We start from the raw sequence: 15,310 nt of genomic DNA, 5'->3' as shown, positions 1-15,310 counted from the left end.
GAGTGCACCGAAAGATTATGTTTTGCAATTCTTTCAATGCAACTCAACTTAAATGATAAACTATATTTTGATATTCCCATAAATAAAATGCCCCTAAAAAGTGTCTAACTTTTTGGGGGCAGTCCAGAGGAGCCGGAATTTTTATTTATAACGATCTAATTTAGTTTGTCATATTAATTCTTAGATTCGGTAGCTTAATCTGTACTTGATCAATCTCAGAATTGGGAACATTATTCCCATTCAGATAAATTACTTTCAACTTTTTCATCTTTTCAATTCCGACGGGGAATGCTGTGATTTTATTATTTCTGATATCTAAAACTTCAAGATTTTCAAGATTGTAAATTTCCGGTAAGTCTTCATTGGAAATATTGTTATCATTAATAAATAGACCTGTTAAGCTTTTCATTTTAGACATTCCGGTAGGAAAAGATTCAATATTATTTTTATAAATATCAAGTCTTTTTAAATTTTCAAGGTCATAAATTGAAGCAGGAAAAACTTTGAAAAAGTTATTATGTAAATTCAGAGTTTTAAGCTCACGGAGCTTAGAAAAACTGTTTGGTAATTTTTCCAGACTGTTATTTGAAAGTGACAAATCCTGCAGACTACTCAAACTCCCTATTTCTTCAGGAAGAGCCGTCATTAAATTAGCCGAACAAGAAAGTGATTCAAGATTCACCAAATTTTTAATCGTTGAAGGTAAATTAAGATCTTTCGATTTTACATTTTCTCTGCTTCTTTGGTCTAATCCTCGGGTAAGCATTAATTTTTTCAGCGTCTTCAATTTTCCTATTTCTTTCGGGAAAGAGAAATAGCTGTATCTTATAAACTCTAGCTCTTCAAGACCTTTTAAATTAAAAATCTGCAAAGGTATTGTTTCACTTTGCATATTGTGAATATTCAGAATCTTAAGATTATCTAAAGAAGCAAATTCCTTTGGAAAATCTGTAATACCGTGACCACCCGTTATCACAAATTTTTCAAGATTTTTAAAATTTGAAATTTTCGGAGGAATTGATTTTAAATTATCAGATTCACTGATAATTAAAGTTTTCACATTCCACGAAAAGATATTGTCCGGAATTTTATCAACTTGTCTTAGCAAAACACGATCGCTCTCCTTCGACAAATCCGTTTGTTCTGCAGGAGGCATTCTCATGGCTTCCTGAAATTGAGAGAAGCCTAAGTTAAATAGAAAACAAAATGAAGCAAAAGCAATTTTTTTCATATTCTAGTGGGTTAAAAACTCTTCTAAAGAAACCGTTTTCTGTTCACCGGTTTCAAGGTTTTTGAAGGTTACCGTTCCGTTTTTAAGCTCTTCTTCGCCTAAGAAAACAAGATTTTTAATCCCTTTCTTTTCTGCATACGTAAACTGCTTTCCGATTTTAGCATTTTCAGGATACAATTCTGCGGAAATTCCTTTTTCTCTTAATTGAATGATTAATCTTAAAGCTTCCAAAGTTTCTTCGCCACCAAAATTAGCAAAAAGATATTCTACGTTTGAGGTAGCTTCTTCAGGGAAAAGATTCAATTCTTCCATTACAAGATAAATTCTATCGAGACCAAACGAAATACCAATTCCGGGAACATTTTTCACGCCGAAAACTTCTGTAAGATTATCATATCTTCCACCGCCGCCGATAGAACCCATTTGCGCTTCATCCGCTTTTACTTCGAAAATTGCTCCGGTGTAATAATCTAAACCACGAGCTAAAGTAATATCAAAAACAAGATTCTGAATATCAACGCCAAGATTTAAAGATTGAGTAATGACATATTCCAATTCTTCAACACCTTTTAAACCAATTTCATTTCCAGCAAATTTTTCTTTTAGCTGAAGAAGATTTTCCAAAGCATCATCAGATTGATTGAATAGGAAATCTAGTTTATCAATAGATTCCTGAGAAATTTCTCTCTCCAGAAGTTCCTTCACAACTCCATCTTTTCCGATCTTATCTAATTTATCAAGAGCAACCGTAAAATCAATCAATTTATCCGTAATTCCTGCATATTCTGCTAAACCTGAAAGTATTTTTCTGTTGTTGATATGAATCGTCACAGAAACTTTTAGTTCAGCAAAAGATTTTAGGTATAATTGTATCAAATCAACTTCCTGCAAAAGACTTTCACTTCCTACAACATCGGCATCACACTGATAAAACTCCCTGAATCTACCTTTTTGCGGACGATCTGCTCTCCAAACCGGCTGAATTTGATAACGTTTGTACGGAAAGGTAAGTTTACCGTGATTCATAGCTACAAATCTTGCGAAAGGAACTGTCAAATCGTAGCGAAGAGCTTTGTCTGTTAGGTTTTCAGAGCTGAAAGGTTTGTCTAAAGCTTTTTGAAAATCAGCAAGCATTTGAGTTTTTTTATCATCTTTAGCTTCATTGATACTTGAATTTAAGATTTTAAAAATCAAACGATCTCCTTCTTCTCCATATTTTCCGGTTAATGTTGAAAGATTTTCAAAACTTGGCGTTTCCAAAGGCTGAAAACCAAAAAGTTCAAAATTTTTCTGTAATATATTGATGATGTATTTTCTTCTCGAAACTTCCAGCGATGTAAAATCTCTTGTCCCTTTTGCTAAGCTTGGCTTCATTTTTTATAAATGATAATTGATTGTTGATAAATGATATTGAGTGCAAAAATAAGGAATTGAAAGGACTTTTAAATCAATAAAAAAGCCGGAGACTATAATTTCACCGGCTTCATATAATCACTTGTGTTTTGGTATTGATTACTCATTACACACTTTCCAGTATTTCAAGAATTTCTTCGCCATAATTTTCAATTTTATGCTTTCCGAAACCTTTGATGTCTAAAAGCTCCTCTTTCTTGGCAGGTTTATATTTTGCTACAGAAATCAATTCTTTATTGGTCGCAATAAAATAAGTCGGAAGATTCTGTTCCTTTGCTTTTTCGGAGCGCCAAAGTTTGAGAGCATCCAGAATCTTGATTTCATCGCTGCTCAATATTTCATCTTCGGCGGAGTATTTTACGGTTTTAGAATCTTTTACACTTGTCTTAGTAATGGCAGATTCTATGTCATTGAAATACAATACAACCGACCAAAACTGTTCGTCATGAATGAAAGCCGTCTCGGTTTTAATAATTTCGTGTGTTTCAAGGAAATTATCAATTACTTTTTGGTCTTCATGCAGAAATTCATCTGCAATTCTGATTTTTAAAACTTTTATTTTCATCGTAGGTGATTTTAAAGTTTAATAATTACTTATTTGACAATCCGTTTATAATACTAAAATTATTTAACGCAAAGAGCGCAAAGATTTTTTTTTAACTACTAACTGTTTTCAAGTTCGCAAAGGCGTAAACTTAGCAAAGAACTCAAAGTTTCGAGCAAAAAAATATAGATCAATAAACGGATATTTAATTTTATTTACCGCCCAAAAGCAGGAGCTCATCTACTCTTATTTCTGTAATATATCTTTTCACACCATCTTTATCGTCGTACGATCTGTACGTTAATTTCCCTTCAATAGCAATCTCTTTCCCTTTTGGGACATACTTCTGGAATATCTCCGCTGTTTTTCCGAATGCAACCAAATTGTGCCATTGTGTCTCTTCCACCTTTTCGCCTTTTGCGTTGGTGTAATGGTCGTTTGTAGCTAATGATACGGAAACTTTCATTCCTCCGTTTTCGAAGTTTACCGTTTCAACTTCTTTTCCTGTGAAACCGATTAAGGTTACTTTGTTTCTTAGTGACATAACTTTGTATTTTTAAAATTAATATTCAGATAAGAGACGTTCACTTGTTTTCTCAAATCTCTGTTGCAAAGATTCATCACATTAGAAAATTTAGTCGGTTATAAACTATTTAAATTCGTTTGTAGTCGTTTGAAAACGGATTAATAATTAACTATCAAATAATTACAATTTTTACTTTTTTCTTCAATTGTCTATATATTGTTTTATATTTAAACTTTTCCAGAAATACAAAAAAATAAGACTAAGAAAACTTAAAATGCAAAAATTAGATAGAATTATTGTTTCAGACAATTCATACAAAAGTAGTGACCCATACAAATTAATTGAATCAAACATTTCTGTAATTAACTTACTACGAGATGAGAGAATACATCCTGAATTCTATCATCCTGACTCAAGAATAAGCTATTACCTCGATTACTATCTTGCTCAGTATAATAATGGTAATTTTTCTCAATTTGTATGGAATTCGCAATGGGAAAATAAATTAAATGATGAAATCAGACGCGGTTTGAAAATGATTGGTGCTAAAAAACATTTAAAATTATTTATTGAACAAAGTGAAAAGGTAGATGCTCTACCGAAAGCACAGCTTGAAGATTTTCTAAAAAATGAATATTTCGGAGATAATTCGACAAGAGATTTTCTTAATAATGACCAATTTTACGAATTAAATGAAAATCTGATTACCTTAAATTCACAGTGGTTGAAAAATCATCCGGACTTAAAAGTTTTAAGTATTAGTGATATGTTCACCGAATTAGAAACATTTATCGGAAGGAAGATTAATCATTAAACAGAAAAATCAGCATTTCTACAGAAACTTTCGCAAAATGTAGAATTTAAATCGTTGCTGTAAAACGTTTATATTTTCTCAATATTTCTGTCATACAGCAATGATTTTTTTGTGATGTAAAATTTGAACGAATATTGTTTACCCCTAAAATTCAAAAAGTTTTTTAAAACTTGTAATAAAATATCACACATGATTGTTTTAATCTAAAAAAACAAGAATGAAAAGCATCTTTTTCCAGATACTATTTTTTACTTCCGTATTTACTTTTGCGCAAAGCGAATTAAAAATTACAGGTACTATTTTAAGCCAAAACAATTCAAAAATCACTCATGCAATTGATGTTTATTTATTTGATGGCGAAAATCATTTAATAAAATCAGCGATTACTCAGGATGCAAAATTTGAATTCAATCATTTAAAATCAGGAACGTATCACATCCAGGTATCTTCAGATGATACGGCTCAAAATGAAGAACCTTTCTTTTTAGAAAAAGATAAAGAACTTACTATTGTTTATAAGCCAAAAAGCAAAGAAATTGAAGAGGTTACAATTGCCGGAAAAAGAAAAAATTTCACCGTTGAAAATGGCAATATAACTCTGGAAGTTGCCAATTCACAACTGAATAAATTGCCTACTTCAGTGGATTTACTTTCGAAACTGCCGTTTATAAGAGTCGATGCAAATGGGGAAGGTTTAAATTTTGTAGGTAAAGGAGTTCCGTTACTTTATATCGATCATCAAAGAGTTGATTTTACTACTTTATCCGGAATTTCGGTGGAAGATATAAAATCAGTTGAAATCATCAGAAATCCTTCTGCAAAATACGAATCTGAGGGAAAAGCAGTTGTCAAAATCAATCTCAAAAAAAGCAGAAGAGACGGAGCTCAGCTCAGCGTTTCGGAGACGGCGATGTTTCAGAAAAAATTCAGCAATTATCTGAATGCCAATTTTCAGCATAAAAAAAACAAAACCGAATGGAAAATCAATGCAGCGTACAATCAGATTAATCACTGGGAAAGCAACGGTTTCGATTATAAAGTTCCATCAGAAAATATTGAATCAGATTACATTATAAAATCGATTACAAAACGTCCGCAAACTATTTTCGGAGCAAGTATTTATCAGGAAATCAACGAAAATGATTATGTCACTTTTTCTGTGAATACGAACTTAAGACCCGATATTGGAGATAATAATACAGCAACCAATTATTCGGAAAATGGCAATTTTAATTATACTAAAACATTAAATCATCAAAATAGCAATCGGGCAACCATCAATTCAATTTTTAATTACAATAAAAAATTGGCTAAAATTGATGCGAATATTTTTACAGGCTTTCAGTACAAAAGAGAAAGCAAGAATGTAGATTATGATTTTTATAATGATATTAATAATTCAGATTATCTGCTTAATCAGTTTAGAAATCAGCATTACTCGGGAAATGTATATTCAGGCAGAATTGATGGCGAGAAAAAATTTGGAGAAAAATATATTCTGGAATTGGGTGGAAGCTTTACCTCGGCAGAAACCAAAACTGACAATGTTACTAATTATGTCGAAAGTTTACCTATTGAATATTTTAAATATAATTTTAAAGAAAACAATATTGCATCTTATCTGAATTTTGGAACGACACTCAACAAGTGGCAATTGAAAGGTGGTTTACGTATGGAAGCAACCCGTACGAAAGGATTCGATATCGTAGAAAATGCGATCCAAATCGAAAGAAATTATGTAGACTGGTTTCCGAATGCAGAGATTACTTTTGAGCAAAACGACAAAAAAACATTTACTCTAAATTACCGTAGAAGTATTTCACGTCCCAATTACAGCAGTCTGGCTTCCGGTGGTTTATACGGAAGCCCTTATGTGGAATATGTCGGAAATCCCGATTTAGTTCCGACCTATTCAAATACAATTTCTTTTGCGATGAATCTTAATAAGTGGTCTGTGAATGCATCGGTTTATTCATCAAAAAATCCAACGGGTTACACATTGGTTTATGATGAAAACAGCCATATTTCAAAATTTATGATGGTAAATTTTGATAAGGATCTCGGAGCGAGTGTAGGTCTGGATTATCCGTTTACCTGGAAAAAGTGGACTTCGCAAAACAGTCTTTCCCTTAACTATGATAAAACAGTAGATTCTTTGGCAATACAGAAAAAGTCTACCCCTTATCTTTATTTTTCGACCAACAATACAGTAGCTTTATGGAAGTATCTTAGCTTTTTGCTGGATGGATCTTACATTACAAAACGTATAGAAGGTTTGTACGAAGGTAATGCGATGTGTCTTGTAAATCTTGGTCTTACTTCTTCAGTTTCAGATTTTGATTTTACTTTCCGCTACAATGACGTCTTCAGACAGATGGATTATGTTCAGAAAATGACCTATCAGAAAATAGAATCGACAGGAACTTTTTACGGTAACACTCCTACTCTTTCAATTGCTGTAAAATACAATTTCGGTAAACTGAGAAAATCGAATTATAAAGAAAATACCGTCAATGAAAATTCGAATAGGTTATAATTTAAGTTTTAAATTCCATTTGCATTCTAAATTTTATTTTTTCTAAAATAAGTGAAACGGCTTTGTTTATCTTTATTTTGAATGTTTTTTCTATAATTCTTAGTTTATCCTTGCGATAATTTAAACGCAAAGAAATACAAAGTTTTACATAAATTTAATGTATATATTTTAAATTTTCTCTAAGAGTATCAAGCAAATTCTCTCCTGAAATTAGAATGCTGTGTCGCCGTAAAATAATCACAGAAAACCTGATAAACTGCAGAATCGGTATGACTACCTTTAATTCCTAACTGAAAATAAATCTCCAAAATCTGATGCGACAAACTTTCCACCAAAGCTGAAGAATAATCATGAATTTCTGATTGTTTATTAGAAATGATCAACTTAGAATCATTGAGCAAAGATTCTATTTCATCCGCAAATTCAATCACATTTTCCATTTCGTTTTCTATCTTTTTATTGAAAAAGTCTAAGTCAAGATGAGGTCGGATATTGGCTGCCTCCTCTGCAAAATGAGAAGCCATCCCGAGATAATTGACCAATAAAGTTAAATCCGCAAAAATTCTGAACGGAATTTTATCTAAAACATCATTCGTAAAAAATTCATCATAGATAAAACTGTAATCTTCGGAAACTTTCACATTCTCAACTGTAAAAGAATAGGTTCCGGTTGCTTTCATACCCATCGATTTCCAGTTCGGGATAATCTCAGCCTGATTTTTAGAAATAACAAATGAACGAATCATTTCAGAACCCGATTCATCTAACAAAGGTTTTCCGTTTTCAGTCAATCGAGCATTTAAAGTAAAGTGACTTAAATGCGGAGCTCCGGTTGCAAAATGCCAAAGCCCATTGATGAGAAAAGTTCCGTCTGTCTGCTTTTCTGCAGTTCCGCCTACCATTCCACTTCCTCCGAAACAGGTTTTAGCATCAGAAAAAAGCTCTTTTGCAATTTCAGGTTTTAAGTTTCTTGAGAAAAAGTTGGCTCCTGAACATAAAGTTAACATCCAGCCTAAACTTCCATCAATTTTTGACCAGTCGAAAAGTATTTTTAAACCTTGATTTAAACGTAAACCCAATCCGCCATAAACTTTTGGGACCCAGATCTGAAGCAATCTTTCCTGATGAATTTGATCGATAATTTCAAACGGAACTTCAGAAACACCATGCATTTTTTCTCTTAATTCTTTATGCGAAAACATTGTTCTGATATTGATTTAGAATAGTTTTTTATACTTATTGATTCTTTTCTGTTTCTGTTTCTGTTTCTGTTTCTGTTTCTGTCTCTCGTTGATTAAGCAGATTTTGCAGATAAAATAATCTGCGTTATTTGCTGAATCTGCGTGAGTAAAAATTTATTCTGCAACGTCTACATTTTTTGACTTAATTATTTTTCGCCATTCCAGATAACCGGAAATAGCAACAATAAATAAGAAAGCTGTCAGAATTGAGTACAGATAAAGGCCTTTATGAATCAGCAACGGAATTGCAATCATATTGCTCATATTCAGTAAAACCCAGTTTTCGATTTTTCTTCGCGCCATCAACCACATTCCTGCCCACGCAAAAGCACTGACCAAAGAATCTAAAATCGGAACATCAGAATCGGTAAACTGCGTCAGAAAATACCAAAACAAGATGAAAGTCCCCATCACAATTCCTGTAGTAATGAATTTTTCCTGAGTCGTGGTTTCAGAAATCGCTGTTTCTTTTTGTTTCTTACCAAATTTCCAATAGAGCCATCCGTAAATACTCATGATGAGATAGTAAAGATTTAAGGTAAATTCCGCATACAGTTTTGCGAAAAACATCACGTAAAGCGAAAGTAAAATTCCGGCAATTCCAAAAAGATAATTGTTTGAATTGTTTTTTCTGGCCAATAAAACCTGAACCACTGAAAAGCAGACACCCAGCCATTCCTGCCAAGTTGTCTGTTGTAAAATTTCCTGCATCAAATTAACTTATATAAATTAAATGATGAGATGATAAATCAAAAAAATCCCTACGTCGGCATTATCCGAATCAGGTGTGGAAAAATTTCCCGGGTATCATCTCAGCCGCTATTGCAGCACCCCATTGATGGCGCAAATGTGAGACTTTTTTTTGGAAATAAAAAATTTTAATTTTTGATTGCCTAAAATATTTTTAAAGCAATGAGCGCTAAAATTTTTTTTAAATAAATGAGGATGTTTTTCGTTCGCAAAGGTCAATAGCGTTCATAGCTGAGTGAAACGCCTTTGCGAACGGAAAATGTTTTCAATTACTATAAACTAACTTTGCGTTCATTGCGTTAAAAATTTTATGCCTCTTTTATTTTTCTTAATTAACCGTTTACAAACGGATATTTTGTACCTTTAAAGTTTAAATAAATTTATTGTGAAAAAGACTTTCAAAAGGACACTCAGAGTATCTAAATATGTGATTTATAAAGAAACATTAGTTGATTATAAAGAGCATTTCTGGTCTTTTCTGGGAGCGTTTTTTGGAATCGGGCTGATTGCATTTCTTCAGTCACATTATTTGCTTAAGGAAGAAAATGTATTTCTGATCGGCTCTTTTGGAGCATCAAGCGTTTTGATTTACGGAGCGATTCAAAGTCCTTTGGCGCAACCTAGAAATCTTGTAGGAGGTCATGTACTTTCTGCGTTGGTTGGCGTTACGGTTTATCAGATTGTTCCTGATATTTTGTGGCTTTCGGCACCTTTAGCAGTAGCATTTTCAATTGTTTTAATGCAATACACCAAAACTTTGCATCCACCGGGTGGAGCAACTGCTTTAATTGCTGTAACTTCTCCCGGAAAGATTGCAGATTTAGGATATTGGTATGTACTATCCCCTGTTTTATCGGGTTGCCTTATTTTGCTTTTGGTGGCTTTAATTTTCAACAATATTACCAAAAACAGAAGTTACCCTGCACACAGCAGATTTAAAAGATTATTAAAGAAAAAACACGAACACAAACTGAAAAATCATTAATATGGAATGCATTGAATGTGGCGAAAAAATTATCGGCAGGTCTGATAAAAAATTCTGCAATGATGCCTGCAGAAACGCTTTTAACAATAAACAGAATAAAGATTCGAGCAATCTGATGCGGAACGTAAACAATAAACTTCGCAAAAATTACCGCATCCTGAGCGAAATCAATATCGACGGGAAAACAAAAATTGCAAAGTCTAAATTGGATGGCTTAGGTTTTGATTTTAATTATTTTACGAATATAAAAGTTTATAAAAATGGTTCAGAATACAAGTTTGTGTATGATCATGGTTATAAAATTCTCGAGGAAGATTATGTTCTCATTGTAAAAAATTAATTTTAAAAACTGTAATGAAAGAAACAGTATTAATTACCGGTGCAAGCGGAGCCATTGCAAGAGTGCTTTCAAAAAAATTAGAAAACGATTATTCCATACGGTTTTTAACAAGAAAAAAAGAAGCCGAAAACGAATTTGAGTGGGATCTCGAAAATAATATTATCGACGAAAATGTTTTTGAAAACATAAGCCACATTATTCATCTTGCCGGAGCCAATATTTCTGAAAAACGCTGGACAGATGACCGAAAAAAAGAACTAATTTCAAGTCGTGTAGATTCTGCAAAATTGATTTTAAACACCTTAAAAAAGAAAAATGTAAAGCTAAAATCATTTATTTCAGCTTCAGGAATTAATTATTACGGAACAAAAACAACCGACAAAATTTTCACAGAAAACAATGCTTCAGGAAATGATTTTCTGAGCGAAGTTGTTGTAGTCTGGGAGAAAGCAGCCGATGAATTTAAAGAAGAAAATATAGCCGAAAGAGTGGTAAAAATCAGAACAGCTGTGGTTCTTTCTAAAAAAGAAGGTGCACTCGCAAAAATGACAACTCCGATAAAATTCGGAATTGGTTCGCCCATCGGAAGCGGAAAACAATATATGCCGTGGATTCATATTGATGATATTTGTTCGATCTATGAATTTGCATTAAAAAATCCTGAAATTGAAGGTGCTTTTAATGCAACAGCGCCACAACACACTACGAATGAAAATTTGACCAAACTTATTGCGAAGGTTTTAAAAAAGCCTTTATTTATGCCTAATGTTCCAGGCTTTATTTTAAAATTGATATTTGGTGAATTGGCAGATGCATTGCTGGAAGGTTCAAGAGCTTCTTCGGAAAAAATTCAGAAAGCTGGTTTTCAGTTTAAATTTCCAGATTTGAAAATGGCTTTGGAAGATTTGCTTAAAAATAAATCATAACAAAATTCTCTCGCTGATTTTACAGATAAAGCTGATTTTTTTATCTGTAAAATCTGCGAGAATAAATAAAATAATAGAAATACAAAATGCAAGAGACAAATGTAAGTATCGAAAAAACAGAAATTTTATCTGACAATTGGTACACGTTAAAGAATGTAACTTTTAACATCAAAAAACAAAACGGAGAAACCGAAACTCAAAGCAGAGAAGCTTACGACAGAGGAAACGGAGCCGTTATTCTGCTTTATAATACCAACGCCAAAAATGTAATTTTAACCAGACAATTCCGACTTCCAACTTATATTAATGGAAACAAAGACGGAATGTTGATTGAAGCCTGTGCCGGTTTATTAGACGACAATAATCCTGAAGATTGTATCAGAAAAGAAACAGAAGAAGAAACAGGCTACAAAATTTTGAAGGTTGAAAAGATTTATGAAGCGTATATGTCTCCCGGTTCGGTAACGGAAATTCTGTATTTTTTCATCGCTGAATATTCTGATGAAATGAAAATCAATGAAGGAGGCGGACTTGAAGAAGAGGGCGAAAATATTGAAGTTTTAGAATTAAATTTCGACGAAGCACTCTCTATGATTGATAAAGGTGAAATCAAGGATGCGAAAACCATCATGCTATTGCAACACCTCCGCCTTAAAAATATCTTGTAAAATTCTACACACTCACACCTAAATTAGAAATAGTATGAAATTTTTATTTTCAATTGGTCTTTCGTTATTGCTTTCCTCAAATTTTTTTGCTCAGAAAAATGAAAAGTTAAGCACAAAAGATGCTGCCATTGCTGAGCATTTTAAAAATGATTATAAAAAGAAAAACTATAAGAAATTTGCAGGAAAAATTGTTGTAAAAGACAATCTTATACAGTTTGACGACAAAACGGTTTATTATGATAAAGCTGATAAAATTACGGCATCTATTCTGAAAGAAGGTCTGATTTATCCTCAACTTTTAACCGATTTCCAAATGCAGAAATTTCTTGATGAAACGACCGATAAAACACAGAAAAGATTCCTGAAACTTCAAAAAGACCCGAAAGCCTCTTTTGATGTGAATAATATAAAAATGAGCAATCCTTCTGAACTGACTTTTTTAAATTCGGATATTCGGATAAAGAGATTCAAGATTTCGTTAAAAGATCTGAGATTAAATTCTACTAAAATATATCTTTTTGAACTGATGAATAATAAAGCTACAAAAGATATTTCTATGGAAGAGTTTATTAAAGGATCTAAGCTTACATATATCGATATTGAATAATGAATGAATAACCTTAAAATACAGAGGGAAAATTTAGACCGAAAAGGAAATATTATCGGAGCAATCATGTTTGGCAGTCTTTCAATTATTGCCATATCAATGGCGATTATTGAGTGGCAATCCGGAATTCCGTCTGTGATTTTCGTCGCTCTATTTTTCGTCTTAAATAAATTATTTTTCGAAAAGTTTATACTAAACATCATTACAACTTTAGCACTTATTGTTTTAACAAGTTTTATCTTTGATTTTTCTACAATGTTGTGTATTGCAAACTGTTTACTTTTATCTTGTGCATATTTTTTTGTTTGGATAATAAAGAAACTTAGGATAAAAACAACTGATGACATTTTTGAAATCAATTCACACTTTATAAAATGTCTTTCGACGAAATCTTCCGATTACAAAGGATATGTATTAAACCCTTCTGCTTATTTAAAAACCTTTCCGCTAAAGCAAGTAAAATCAGTTACCATAAAAAAGAAATTTTTACAATTTACCTTTGAAAATGAAACAATTACGCCTCGTGAACTCACCCATCAGGAAGTTTTAAGTATTTATGAATTTGTGCGTAACAAATTCCCCAAATTAACAGCATAACTACATGAAGAAAATACTTATCTTTTTAGTTTCTTTAAATCTGATACATTGTAAAAAAGAAACAACAGAACAGGCGACACCTCAAGTTAAATCTGAAAAGAAAGCTCCGGAAAATCAAATATCAAATGAAGATATTAAATATTTCGAGTTTAAACCAGATTCTATATCGAATGTAAATCTCAAAGGATTTGATGTAATCAGCTCATTTTCCTATCACGGAAATAAATTTGTTACAGGAAATTATGCGCCATTAGACGGAAAAATTGTCAAGCCAGATTCGGAAACTGATTACGGAAAACGACTGTTGGTTTTAAATAATAAGAACGAAATCATCTTCAAAGGTCGTGGTTCTGGCGATACTTTTCAATATTGGCCAAAGTTTTACAGAAATAAATCAAATGATAAAGTAATCATTGTTTGTCAAATGGCTTTTGAATATTTCTTTGGTGGCGAAGCTTTTTTATTAGAAAACAATAAAATTCGGTACATCGGAAATTTAGATATTGAATCGGATGATATGGAGAAATCTTTAACGGATATTATCAATATCGAAGAAGCAAGCAATGACATTATATTTAGTTTTAAATCTGATTCTTTATTACTAAAACCGGGAAGCGATGATATTCTGATTCCTAATAATAATGTCAGATATATTTACAGTAATTCTAAACTTAGCTTGAAAAGATAATACTATGCAAAAAATCGCCATTCTTTATCAAATAAAAACACCACCTCAAAATAAAAACTGCAATTGGATTCAGCTTAATTAAATGCTTACTCCATGCGTATTCTTCACTTCCGCCATCACAAAAGTACAATGGTAGAAATGCTGAAAAAAGCACAAGCTGTAATTCCGCCGGCACAGCAACTTTGGGTAAATCCTGATTGCGGCTTGAAAACCCTTCGTTGGGATGAAACGGAAAAGGCGTTGATTGCGAGTGTGGAGGCTTCGAGGGAGACATCTGAAACCTTTTTGAAAGAAAAAAACATTATAAATTTGTTCGTTTGATTTTAAGAGCAGGAGTTTAGGCTTCTGCTTTTTTCCGTAAATGGATAGAAAACCAATCTTTTAGTCTCGAAAACTATTTTTCAATATTAGAATGCTAAAGAGTCACCACGCCTTTGCTGTTGAGTCTTTAAGGATAGTTTTTGAATGTCTCTAACTATTCATGAAAATAAAAAAAGCTGGATGATGTTTTACTTAAGTAAAGAACTTTTTATGTAACCAAGCCCTGAAAATTGATAACGAAAACAAACATTTTAATATACAGTCATTAATACAAGATTTTTGGTTCGAAAATAGAAATAACTATCTTTGAAAAATTTATAACGAAACCCCTTTAACTATAATTATAAATACAAATGAAACTAAATTTATTGTTGTTTTTTCTACTGCTGTCAGGTTGTGTATATTCTCAAAAACAGATAAAGATAATCATAGACCCAAAGATAAAAAATGAAAGTCTGAAAAATATAAATACAACGGATAGCCCGTCAGCATACACCGTTGATTCCATCTATCAAACTACCTTCATTGCAAAAAATATCGTGGAAGACACAATCGGGTTCAACCATCTGGATAATAAATTTTTAAAAAAAGACTTTATGTGCAATCATTACTTCAAAGGCGATACACTCATTATTGATGGCGGATTTGGATTAAGATATAAAATGCGTGGATTTGTCGCCAAAATACTTCCAAATAAAAAAGCAGAAATAAAATTACAGCTAAACTGGGGTTTCCCTTCATACTATAACAGCATAGAAGAGGAGAGTGCGAAAAGCAGTATTTTGGTTAATACAAAAAGCAGTAAACTCATTCTCAACAGGCTTCCTGAAAATAAAGCCGACAGAAATCATATCTATGGTTTTATAGAATTTATAAGCAATGACTATTTTGTAGAAATGAAAAACGAAAAGAATAAAATTCCATATAAAGAAAAAAACACAATGGAATACCGGATCTATTTTGACAGCAGATACTTGGATGATGAAGAGTAAATCTTGTCTCGTCCTAAAACTTTGATACAGATTATAGGATAAAAATAATAATTAAACCAAAGCAAAAACGTTTTTGCTTTGGTTTTTAGTTTTATAGGTTTTCATTTTTAATTCAGACTGCTGGTGCATTT

Annotated in this window: 17 protein-coding genes; 11 read left to right on the top strand and 6 right to left on the bottom strand. The window is 32.2% G+C overall.

Annotated elements, in window-relative coordinates; translation table 11 throughout:
* Window positions 1–160 precede the first annotated feature (160 nt).
* From ACR1PN_RS19870 to ACR1PN_RS19855, 4 genes are all read right to left on the bottom strand, one after another.
* Window positions 161–1,231, bottom strand: coding sequence for a leucine-rich repeat domain-containing protein (locus ACR1PN_RS19870; protein WP_433981452.1), 1,071 nt, complete (start codon window positions 1,229–1,231; stop codon window positions 161–163).
* 3 nt (window positions 1,232–1,234) lie between these two features.
* On the bottom strand, window positions 1,235–2,605 hold the full coding sequence (gene hisS, locus ACR1PN_RS19865) for a histidine--tRNA ligase (protein ID WP_433981451.1): 1,371 nt from the start codon (window positions 2,603–2,605) through the stop codon (window positions 1,235–1,237).
* 145 nt (window positions 2,606–2,750) lie between these two features.
* Window positions 2,751–3,209: an HRDC domain-containing protein gene (locus ACR1PN_RS19860; RefSeq protein ID WP_378178347.1), complete on the bottom strand. Its 459-nt coding sequence runs from the start codon at window positions 3,207–3,209 to the stop codon at window positions 2,751–2,753.
* A gap of 190 nt (window positions 3,210–3,399) precedes the next feature.
* Complete coding sequence (locus tag ACR1PN_RS19855; RefSeq protein ID WP_378178350.1) at window positions 3,400–3,732, bottom strand: single-stranded DNA-binding protein; 333 nt, start codon at window positions 3,730–3,732, stop codon at window positions 3,400–3,402.
* Window positions 3,733–3,988: 256 nt separating this feature from the next.
* Here ACR1PN_RS19855 and ACR1PN_RS19850 point away from each other — a divergent pair, with 256 nt between their 5' ends.
* Both ACR1PN_RS19850 and ACR1PN_RS19845 read left to right on the top strand, forming a co-directional pair.
* Complete coding sequence (locus ACR1PN_RS19850) at window positions 3,989–4,528, top strand: DMP19 family protein (RefSeq protein WP_433981450.1); 540 nt, start codon at window positions 3,989–3,991, stop codon at window positions 4,526–4,528.
* Between the two features lie 217 nt (window positions 4,529–4,745).
* Window positions 4,746–7,064 carry a TonB-dependent receptor domain-containing protein gene (locus tag ACR1PN_RS19845; protein WP_433981449.1) on the top strand — a complete coding sequence of 773 codons (2,319 nt, stop codon included), beginning with the start codon at window positions 4,746–4,748 and terminating at the stop codon, window positions 7,062–7,064.
* 188 nt (window positions 7,065–7,252) lie between these two features.
* Here the strand turns inward: ACR1PN_RS19845 and ACR1PN_RS19840 are convergent, their stop codons facing one another.
* Both ACR1PN_RS19840 and pnuC read right to left on the bottom strand, forming a co-directional pair.
* Window positions 7,253–8,266, bottom strand: a complete 1,014-nt coding sequence (locus tag ACR1PN_RS19840; RefSeq protein WP_433981448.1) for a hypothetical protein — start codon at window positions 8,264–8,266, stop codon at window positions 7,253–7,255.
* A gap of 153 nt (window positions 8,267–8,419) precedes the next feature.
* A complete protein-coding gene (pnuC, locus tag ACR1PN_RS19835; RefSeq protein WP_433981447.1) occupies window positions 8,420–9,019 on the bottom strand; it encodes a nicotinamide riboside transporter PnuC in 600 nt (199 codons plus the stop codon).
* Window positions 9,020–9,440: 421 nt separating this feature from the next.
* On the opposite strand from pnuC, the gene ACR1PN_RS19830 reads away from it, so the two are divergent.
* The 9 genes from ACR1PN_RS19830 (at window position 9,441) to ACR1PN_RS19790 (ending at window position 15,179) form a co-directional block, all read left to right on the top strand.
* Window positions 9,441–10,040 (top strand): HPP family protein, encoded by a 600-nt coding sequence (locus ACR1PN_RS19830; RefSeq protein WP_433981446.1) that lies wholly within the window; start codon window positions 9,441–9,443, stop codon window positions 10,038–10,040.
* Between the two features lies 1 nt (window position 10,041).
* Window positions 10,042–10,380: a hypothetical protein gene (locus tag ACR1PN_RS19825; protein WP_433981445.1), complete on the top strand. Its 339-nt coding sequence runs from the start codon at window positions 10,042–10,044 to the stop codon at window positions 10,378–10,380.
* Window positions 10,381–10,394: 14 nt separating this feature from the next.
* The gene (locus ACR1PN_RS19820) at window positions 10,395–11,306 is read left to right on the top strand and encodes a TIGR01777 family oxidoreductase (RefSeq protein WP_433981444.1); all 912 of its coding nucleotides are present in this window, start codon (window positions 10,395–10,397) and stop codon (window positions 11,304–11,306) included.
* 86 nt (window positions 11,307–11,392) lie between these two features.
* Window positions 11,393–11,974 (top strand): GDP-mannose pyrophosphatase NudK, encoded by a 582-nt coding sequence (gene nudK, locus ACR1PN_RS19815; protein WP_433981443.1) that lies wholly within the window; start codon window positions 11,393–11,395, stop codon window positions 11,972–11,974.
* Between the two features lie 34 nt (window positions 11,975–12,008).
* Window positions 12,009–12,581, top strand: coding sequence for a hypothetical protein (locus ACR1PN_RS19810; RefSeq protein ID WP_433981442.1), 573 nt, complete (start codon window positions 12,009–12,011; stop codon window positions 12,579–12,581).
* Window positions 12,582–12,584: 3 nt separating this feature from the next.
* Window positions 12,585–13,178, top strand: a complete 594-nt coding sequence (locus ACR1PN_RS19805) for a hypothetical protein (protein WP_433981441.1) — start codon at window positions 12,585–12,587, stop codon at window positions 13,176–13,178.
* A gap of 4 nt (window positions 13,179–13,182) precedes the next feature.
* Entirely contained in the window at window positions 13,183–13,866 is a 684-nt protein-coding gene (locus ACR1PN_RS19800) for a hypothetical protein (RefSeq protein ID WP_433981440.1), read from the top strand.
* A gap of 93 nt (window positions 13,867–13,959) precedes the next feature.
* Complete coding sequence (locus ACR1PN_RS19795; protein WP_433981439.1) at window positions 13,960–14,187, top strand: hypothetical protein; 228 nt, start codon at window positions 13,960–13,962, stop codon at window positions 14,185–14,187.
* 353 nt (window positions 14,188–14,540) lie between these two features.
* Window positions 14,541–15,179, top strand: a complete 639-nt coding sequence (locus ACR1PN_RS19790; RefSeq protein ID WP_433981438.1) for a hypothetical protein — start codon at window positions 14,541–14,543, stop codon at window positions 15,177–15,179.
* Window positions 15,180–15,310: the final 131 nt, after the last annotated feature.

The sequence above is a fragment of the Chryseobacterium sp. RLHN22 genome, assembly GCF_051011795.1.
GTDB classification, from domain to species: Bacteria; Bacteroidota; Bacteroidia; order Flavobacteriales; family Weeksellaceae; genus Chryseobacterium; species Chryseobacterium zhengzhouense.
Note: the sequence above shows the minus strand (reverse complement) of the source record. Positions and strands in the feature narration are given on the sequence as shown.

Excerpts from the sequence above, each read along its gene's own strand:
- nudK (WP_433981443.1), top strand. The coding sequence starts at position 11,393 with ATGCAAGAGACAAATGTAAGTATCGAAAAAACAGAAATTTTATCTGAC.
- ACR1PN_RS19795 (WP_433981439.1), top strand. The coding sequence starts at position 13,960 with ATGCGTATTCTTCACTTCCGCCATCACAAAAGTACAATGGTAGAAATG.
- ACR1PN_RS19820 (WP_433981444.1), top strand. The coding sequence starts at position 10,395 with ATGAAAGAAACAGTATTAATTACCGGTGCAAGCGGAGCCATTGCAAGA.
- hisS (WP_433981451.1), bottom strand. The coding sequence starts at position 2,605 with ATGAAGCCAAGCTTAGCAAAAGGGACAAGAGATTTTACATCGCTGGAA.
- ACR1PN_RS19825 (WP_433981445.1), top strand. The coding sequence starts at position 10,042 with ATGGAATGCATTGAATGTGGCGAAAAAATTATCGGCAGGTCTGATAAA.
- ACR1PN_RS19850 (WP_433981450.1), top strand. The coding sequence starts at position 3,989 with ATGCAAAAATTAGATAGAATTATTGTTTCAGACAATTCATACAAAAGT.
- ACR1PN_RS19810 (WP_433981442.1), top strand. The coding sequence starts at position 12,009 with ATGAAATTTTTATTTTCAATTGGTCTTTCGTTATTGCTTTCCTCAAAT.
- ACR1PN_RS19805 (WP_433981441.1), top strand. The coding sequence starts at position 12,585 with ATGAATAACCTTAAAATACAGAGGGAAAATTTAGACCGAAAAGGAAAT.
- ACR1PN_RS19870 (WP_433981452.1), bottom strand. The coding sequence starts at position 1,231 with ATGAAAAAAATTGCTTTTGCTTCATTTTGTTTTCTATTTAACTTAGGC.
- ACR1PN_RS19840 (WP_433981448.1), bottom strand. The coding sequence starts at position 8,266 with ATGTTTTCGCATAAAGAATTAAGAGAAAAAATGCATGGTGTTTCTGAA.
- ACR1PN_RS19800 (WP_433981440.1), top strand. The coding sequence starts at position 13,183 with ATGAAGAAAATACTTATCTTTTTAGTTTCTTTAAATCTGATACATTGT.
- ACR1PN_RS19860 (WP_378178347.1), bottom strand. The coding sequence starts at position 3,209 with ATGAAAATAAAAGTTTTAAAAATCAGAATTGCAGATGAATTTCTGCAT.
- ACR1PN_RS19855 (WP_378178350.1), bottom strand. The coding sequence starts at position 3,732 with ATGTCACTAAGAAACAAAGTAACCTTAATCGGTTTCACAGGAAAAGAA.
- ACR1PN_RS19790 (WP_433981438.1), top strand. The coding sequence starts at position 14,541 with ATGAAACTAAATTTATTGTTGTTTTTTCTACTGCTGTCAGGTTGTGTA.
- ACR1PN_RS19845 (WP_433981449.1), top strand. The coding sequence starts at position 4,746 with ATGAAAAGCATCTTTTTCCAGATACTATTTTTTACTTCCGTATTTACT.